We start from the raw sequence: 6,509 nt of genomic DNA, 5'->3' as shown, positions 1-6,509 counted from the left end.
TGAACAGAAAAGCCACCTCATTTGAGGTGGCTTTTCTGTTCACTGGAAGTGAAATTTGAGCGAATACGCCGTTTACTGAGCGTTTTTCAACTCATCCTCGCCGCCATAGGGCGTACCATCTTTTAGGTCGCCCTTCAGGCCACCCATTTGCGACTGACCGGCCTGCTGCTGGGCCTGAGCAGCGGGGCTGGCGTCGGCTGTGCCGGGCGCACCCATGGGCTGGTCGGTAGCCGATTGCGGCCGATCCTGTTGGTAATGCTGCACTAGTTCGTTGGCGCGGCTGATGTACTGCTGCTTGGCTTCTTCGTGCGACATGCCTTTGCATTTGCTCCAGGCGTCCCACTGGCCCTGCGAGAGGCCTTCGGGGCCATTGGGGTTATCGGGGGTGTCGTCGCCCACTTCATCCCGCTTGGCGTCGTGGTCACCGTCGGTGGCCTGCTTGTAGAGGCCGTAGAGTTCGGTCATGTGCGCGGCGGCCATTTCGCCGGGCAGTGTGTCAATGCGCTGGGCAGCGGCGTCAAAATCTTGCTGAAGGCTCATATTCGGAGGGTAGAAGTAAGGTAAAGTGAGTAGGAGGGAAGCGGGCGGCAAGAGCCGGTCCGGTAATTGGTAACCGGTGGCAGCCCGGCAGTAAGGTTGTACTAGCCCGGCCCGGCTTTGGTTACGGAGGAGTAGTACAGTTTTTGCCAATCCACATGGCAATAGTTCGTACTTTTGCCAGCCATATGTGTGGAATCTCCGGAGTATTCGCTTTTACTGAGGCCGGCCGTAGTGCGCTGGCCGCCCTGCCTGCCTCAACCGACGCCATCGTCAGCCGTGGGCCCGACTCACAGGGACACTTTATGTACGATAGTTGCGGGCTAGGCTTTCGGCGCCTGGCCATTCTCGATTTGTCGGCCGATGGCAACCAGCCCATGACCGACGAGTCGGGCCGCTACACCATTGCCTTCAACGGCGAAATATTCAACTTCCGGGAGTTGCGGCAACAGCTAGTGAAGAAGGGTCACACCTTCCACTCACAGACCGATACCGAGGTTATTCTGCAGCTCTATATTGCTGAAGGGCGTAGCTTCCTGAAAAAGCTCAACGGCTTTTTCGCCTTTGCCATCTACGACAAGGAGGAAAACTCGCTGTTCGTGGCCCGCGACCGGATGGGCGAAAAGCCCCTGCTCGTGTACCGCGACGAAGACAAGCTGCTGTTTGCTTCCGAAATGAAGTCGTTGCTGGCGCTTGGAATTCCGCGTAAGCTCGATTTTACCTCGCTGAGCCAGTACCTGCAGCTGAACTACATTCCCGGGCCGGCCACTATTTTCAAGGGCGTGAAAAAAGTGCTGCCCGGCTACTACCTGTTCATCAAGGAGGGAAAAGTAGTGCGCAAGCAGTGGTACAAGATTCCGTACGACCCTAAGAAGGTCGAGAAGAACAAAACGACCTACGAGCAGCAGCAGGCCAAGCTGGTCGAGCTGCTCGATGACGCCACCGCCCGCCGCCTGGTGGCCGATGTGCCCGTGGGTGCTTTCCTGAGCGGCGGCATCGATTCGAGCGTGGTAGTAGCGCTGGCCACCCGCCATACGCCCCACCTGAACACGTTCAGCATCGGTTTTGCTGATGAGCCGTTTTTTGACGAAACCAAGTATGCCCAGCTGGTAGCCGAGCGCTACAAAACCAACCACACGGTTTTCTCGCTCCGCAACCAAGACCTCTACGACCACATCTTCGATGTGCTCAACTACCTAGACGAGCCCTTCGCCGACTCGTCGGCCCTGGCCGTGTACATCCTCAGCAAGCGCACCCGCGAGAAGGCTACCGTAGCGCTGAGCGGCGACGGCGCCGACGAGCTGTTTGCCGGCTATAACAAGCACATGGGCGAGTTTCAGGTGCGCCAGGGCGGCTTCAAGGCCGAAGCCGTGGCGGGCCTCGATATGCTCTGGAACGTGTTGCCCAAGTCGCGTAACTCCTTCCTGGGCAATAAAGTCCGGCAGTTTCAGCGCTTCTCGCGCGGCATGCTCAGCGGCCCCAAAAACCGGTACTGGGACTGGGCCTCGTTTGCTTCGGAAACCGATGCCCGCCAACTGCTGAGCCCGGCCGCGCGCCGCAAAATCGGCAAAAAGCTGAATGAGCGTCGCCGCCGTGAGCTACTGGGGGGCCTGCACGCCGATGGCGACCTGAACGAGGTGCTGCTCACCGATACGCGCATGGTACTGCCTTACGACATGCTGGCCAAGGTCGACATGATGAGCATGGCCAACTCGCTGGAAGTTCGCCCGCCTTTCCTCGACCCCAACGTGGTGCGCTTTGCCTTCTCGCTGCCCGTAAGTAGCAAGATTGATGCGAACATGAAGAAAAAAATCGTGCAGGATGCCTTCCGGCCCATGCTGCCCGAAGAGTTGTACAAGCGCCCGAAGCACGGCTTCGAAGTGCCCCTGCTCAAGTGGTTCCGGGGCGAGCTGCGCCCGCTCATTGAAGACGATCTGCTTTCCGACGGCTTCATTGAGGCTCAGGGCATTTTCTCCGTCGAGGCGGTGCAGCAACTCAAGAAACAGCTCTTTTCTAACAGCCCCGGCGACGTACATGCCCGCATCTGGGCCCTCATCGTGTTCCAGTGGTGGTGGAAGAAGTGGATGGCGTAGGTAGGTCGAGCCGTTAGCCATCAGCTACTAGCTGTTGGCCTCCATTTTGGTAGTAACGAAGTAAACTTCATAGGCTACCTCCAAGTAGTTACTGGCTTAAATGACGCGTAAGCTTTCCATTATCATTCCGGCTTACAACGAAGGCGCCACTATCGCGCGGGTGCTGGACCAGATCCGGGCTGTAGAGTTGGCTGGTGGCTTTGGTAAGGAAGTAATAGTGGTGGATGATTTCTCGACGGACGATACGGCCGCTGAGGTGCAGCGCTACGCCACCGAGCATCCTGAGCTACCACTGAGTTACCATCGACACGCCAGCAACCAGGGTAAAGGCGCCGCGCTGCACACCGGCATCCGGGTGGCTACCGGCGAGTTTATCGTTGTTCAGGACGCCGACCTGGAGTATGACCCCCAGGAGTACAATGTGCTGCTGGCTCCCGTGCTACGCGGCGTGGCCGATGTGGTGTACGGCTCGCGCTTTATTGGGGGCAAGCCTCACCGCATTCTGTTCTTCTGGCACAGCATCGGCAACAAGTGGCTCACCACACTGTGCAATGCCTTTTCCAACCTCAACCTCACCGACATGGAAACCTGCTACAAGCTCTTTCGGCGCGAGCTGGTGCAGGGGCTGCAGCTGGAGGAAAAGCGTTTCGGCTTCGAGCCCGAAGTAACCCTAAAAATAGCCCGCGTGCCTGGCGTCCGTATCTACGAGGTAGGCATCAGCTACTACGGCCGCACCTACGCCGAGGGCAAAAAAATCGGCTGGCGCGACGGATTTAGGGCTATCTATTGCATTGTAAAATACGGAGTGCTTTAATTGTACTTTGATTATCCATAATTGTTTTTAACGGAGCCTGGCTATATGAAAATTGCGGTTGTAGGCACTGGATATGTGGGCTTGGTAACGGGTACCTGCTTTGCCGAGGTCGGCATCGACGTGACGTGCATTGATATTGATCAGCATAAAATTAACAATCTGCGCCAGGGCATCATGCCCATCTACGAGCCGGGGCTGGAGGAAATGGTTGTCCGCAATATGGAGGCGGGCCGCCTGCATTTTACTGCCGACCTGAGCACGGGAATCAAGGAATGTGCGGTAGTGCTTATTGCGGTAGGCACCCCGCCCGGCGAAGATGGCTCGGCTGATCTGAAGTACGTGCTGAACGTAGCCCGTGGCATCGGGGAGTATATGCAATCCTACTGCGTTATCGTCACCAAGAGCACGGTTCCGGTGGGTACCGCTCCCATCGTACACCAGGAAATTGCGCGGGCGCTCGACAAGCGTGGCGTACACATTGGCTTCGATGTGGCTTCAAACCCCGAGTTTCTAAAGCAAGGGGCGGCTATCGACGACTTTCTGAAGCCCGACCGCATTGTAGTGGGGGTGGACTCCGAGCAGGCCACGGAGGTAATGCGCCGCCTCTATAAGCCTTTTCTGCTCAACGGCCACCCGATTATTTTTATGGATATCCCGTCGGCCGAGATGACGAAGTATGCGGCCAACTCGATGCTGGCTACCAAGATATCATTCATGAATGATATTGCTAATCTCTGCGAAATAGTGGGGGCCGACATAAATATGGTGCGTCGTGGAATTGGCTCCGACGCCCGCATTGGGCCCAAGTTTATTTACCCAGGCATCGGCTACGGTGGCTCCTGTTTCCCCAAAGACGTAAAGGCGCTCATCAGAACGGCCCAGGAAAACGGGTATCAGATGCAGGTGCTTCAGGCCGTAGAAAGCGTGAATGAAGGCCAAAAGGAGCTGTTGTTCAACAAGGTAAATAAGCACTTCAACGGCGAGCTGACGGGCAAAAAGATGGCCGTTTGGGGCTTGTCTTTCAAACCTAAAACCGATGATATACGTGAGGCGCCCTCGCTGGTTATTATCGAGAAGCTGTTAGCTGCAGGCTGCGTAGTATCGGCCTACGACCCCGTGGCTATGCAGGAGGCCAGGCACACGCTGGGCGACCGGATTACTTACTCCGACAATCAAATGGAATCCCTCATTGAGGCTGATGCCCTGCTTATTGTAACGGAGTGGCCCGAGTTCCGGGTGCTCAACCTCGCCGTAGTAAGCCGACTGATGAAGCAGAAAGTCATCTTCGACGGCCGGAACATCTACGATAAACAGGAAATAGAAAAGGCGGGCTTTATCTACCACGGAATCGGCATGGGCCCAACGCGTTCAGCACTAGTCAGCCGATAGCCATTAGCCGCTAGCTTGCATTCAGGCTGCCACCCATTACAGCTTGCGAATTGATTTTCATCGAACCTGAAAAGCCATTACACTCGTCGTGGACTGGTTTGCGAGCATAATATAGAGATGCATCTTTGCGTCTCATCGATGAACGGCCAGCGTCAGAAACGTCAGGCGAAGTCGTTCAACTAGGAGCAAAGATGCGTCTCTACAACCGCCCGCTTTTCGCATACCACCTCACCACAAGTATAGCGGTTGGCTAAACAAGCTGTGGGAAAGTCATCGTAGTCGAAGTATCGCATTACTGTTCTCTACTTGCTGTTATGCCGTTTTGGATTTAGGCTAATTCCGCGCGGTGTGTGGGTGGGCCTTAGATGCGCTGTCCTTACACCGCGCGGCAACCGCGTAACGGCAGCTACTCATTCTGGTGACTTTCTCAACAGCTTCAATGGCTAACAGCTCGAAAATGAAAAAGCGCGTACTTATTACCGGAGGGGCTGGCTTTTTGGGCTCCCACCTCTGCGACCGGTTTTTGGCTGAAGGCTACCAGGTGATTGCCATGGATAACCTCATTACCGGTGCGCTGGCAAACATCGAGCATCTGTTTGGCAATGAGCACTTCGAGTTTCATCATGCCGACGTGTCGAAATTCGTATTTGTGCCCGGCAAACTGGAGTACATCCTGCACTTTGCCTCGCCCGCCTCGCCCATCGACTACCTTAAAATTCCGATCCAGACCCTGAAAGTGGGTTCCCTGGGTACGCACAACCTGCTGGGTTTAGCCCGCGTGAAAGGTGCCCGCATGCTGATTGCCAGCACTTCGGAAGTGTACGGCGACCCGGAAGTCCATCCGCAGATAGAAGAGTATTATGGTAACGTAAACCCGGTGGGCCCGCGCGGCTGCTACGACGAGGCCAAGCGTTTCCAGGAAGCCATTACCATGGCCTATCATAACCACCACGGACTGGAAACGCGTATCGTACGCATCTTCAACACCTACGGCCCCCGCATGCGCCTTAACGATGGGCGGGTGCTACCTACCTTCCTGAGCCAGGCGCTGAACAGGGAAAACCTGACCGTATTCGGCGACGGCTCCCAGACCCGCTCATTCTGCTACGTAGACGATTTGATTGAAGGCATCTACCGGTTGCTACTCAGCGACTATGCCCTGCCCGTCAACATCGGCAACCCCGACGAAATCAGCATCAAGGAGTTCGGCGAGGAAATTGCCCGACTAATGAACGTAGAGTTCCAGCCCAGCTACCAGGAATTGCCCCAGAACGACCCGATGAAGCGCAAGCCCGACATCACGAAGGCCCGCGAAATTCTGGGCTGGGAGCCGAAAGTAGACCGCGCCGAGGGCCTGCGCCGGACGTTGGAATACTTTAAGGAGCACGTGAGCGAGGTAATGGCCGGTAAAGTCGATAACACCCCGCGCAGCTTCTAGCCCAATAGGGTAGAGTAAATAGGAAAGAGCTATTTGATTACCTCCCTTAAGCCTGGAAACTATACTATATACCAGTCGCAGTAGTAATGCTTGCGATGTTCCTGCAAGCTGGTTTTACTCACTGGTGGTGGCAGGATATTGGGCGAGTGTGCATTATATGAACGAAATTAGCGTGTGGTAATGCGGTAGCTGAGCGGACTTAATATTGAAGCTGTTGGTTGTGTGTTAATCAAGTAGA

5 protein-coding genes are annotated in these 6,509 nt (G+C 55.7%); 4 read left to right on the top strand and 1 reads right to left on the bottom strand.

All coding sequences use genetic code 11. The annotated features are described in order from the left end of the window. Positions 1–72: 72 nt before the first annotated feature. A complete protein-coding gene (locus tag J7E24_RS17255; protein ID WP_215139362.1) occupies positions 73–540 on the bottom strand; it encodes an acyl-CoA-binding protein in 468 nt (155 codons plus the stop codon). A gap of 185 nt (positions 541–725) precedes the next feature. On the opposite strand from J7E24_RS17255, the gene asnB reads away from it, so the two are divergent. The 4 genes from asnB to J7E24_RS17235 all read left to right on the top strand — a co-directional run bounded on the left by asnB (position 726) and on the right by J7E24_RS17235 (position 6,271). Beyond that, a complete protein-coding gene (asnB, locus tag J7E24_RS17250) occupies positions 726–2,630 on the top strand; it encodes an asparagine synthase (glutamine-hydrolyzing) (RefSeq protein WP_215139361.1) in 1,905 nt (634 codons plus the stop codon). A 100-nt stretch (positions 2,631–2,730) separates the two neighbouring features. After that, a complete protein-coding gene (locus J7E24_RS17245) occupies positions 2,731–3,444 on the top strand; it encodes a glycosyltransferase family 2 protein (RefSeq protein WP_215139360.1) in 714 nt (237 codons plus the stop codon). A 45-nt stretch (positions 3,445–3,489) separates the two neighbouring features. Beyond that, positions 3,490–4,833, top strand: a complete 1,344-nt coding sequence (locus J7E24_RS17240) for a UDP-glucose dehydrogenase family protein (protein WP_215139359.1) — start codon at positions 3,490–3,492, stop codon at positions 4,831–4,833. A gap of 457 nt (positions 4,834–5,290) precedes the next feature. After that, positions 5,291–6,271 (top strand): UDP-glucuronic acid decarboxylase family protein, encoded by a 981-nt coding sequence (locus tag J7E24_RS17235; RefSeq protein WP_215139358.1) that lies wholly within the window; start codon positions 5,291–5,293, stop codon positions 6,269–6,271. Positions 6,272–6,509 lie beyond the last annotated feature (238 nt).

This window comes from Hymenobacter sp. ISL-91 (assembly GCF_018613725.1).
Taxonomy (GTDB): domain Bacteria; phylum Bacteroidota; class Bacteroidia; order Cytophagales; family Hymenobacteraceae; genus Hymenobacter.
The sequence above is the reverse complement of the archived record's forward strand: the minus strand, read 5'-3'. Positions and strand labels throughout refer to the sequence as shown.

Bases quoted from the DNA above. Each gene is read 5' to 3' on its own strand.
- J7E24_RS17245 (WP_215139360.1), top strand. From the start codon at position 2,731: ATGACGCGTAAGCTTTCCATTATCATTCCGGCTTACAACGAAGGCGCC.
- asnB (WP_215139361.1), top strand. From the start codon at position 726: ATGTGTGGAATCTCCGGAGTATTCGCTTTTACTGAGGCCGGCCGTAGT.
- J7E24_RS17255 (WP_215139362.1), bottom strand. From the start codon at position 540: ATGAGCCTTCAGCAAGATTTTGACGCCGCTGCCCAGCGCATTGACACA.
- J7E24_RS17240 (WP_215139359.1), top strand. From the start codon at position 3,490: ATGAAAATTGCGGTTGTAGGCACTGGATATGTGGGCTTGGTAACGGGT.
- J7E24_RS17235 (WP_215139358.1), top strand. From the start codon at position 5,291: ATGAAAAAGCGCGTACTTATTACCGGAGGGGCTGGCTTTTTGGGCTCC.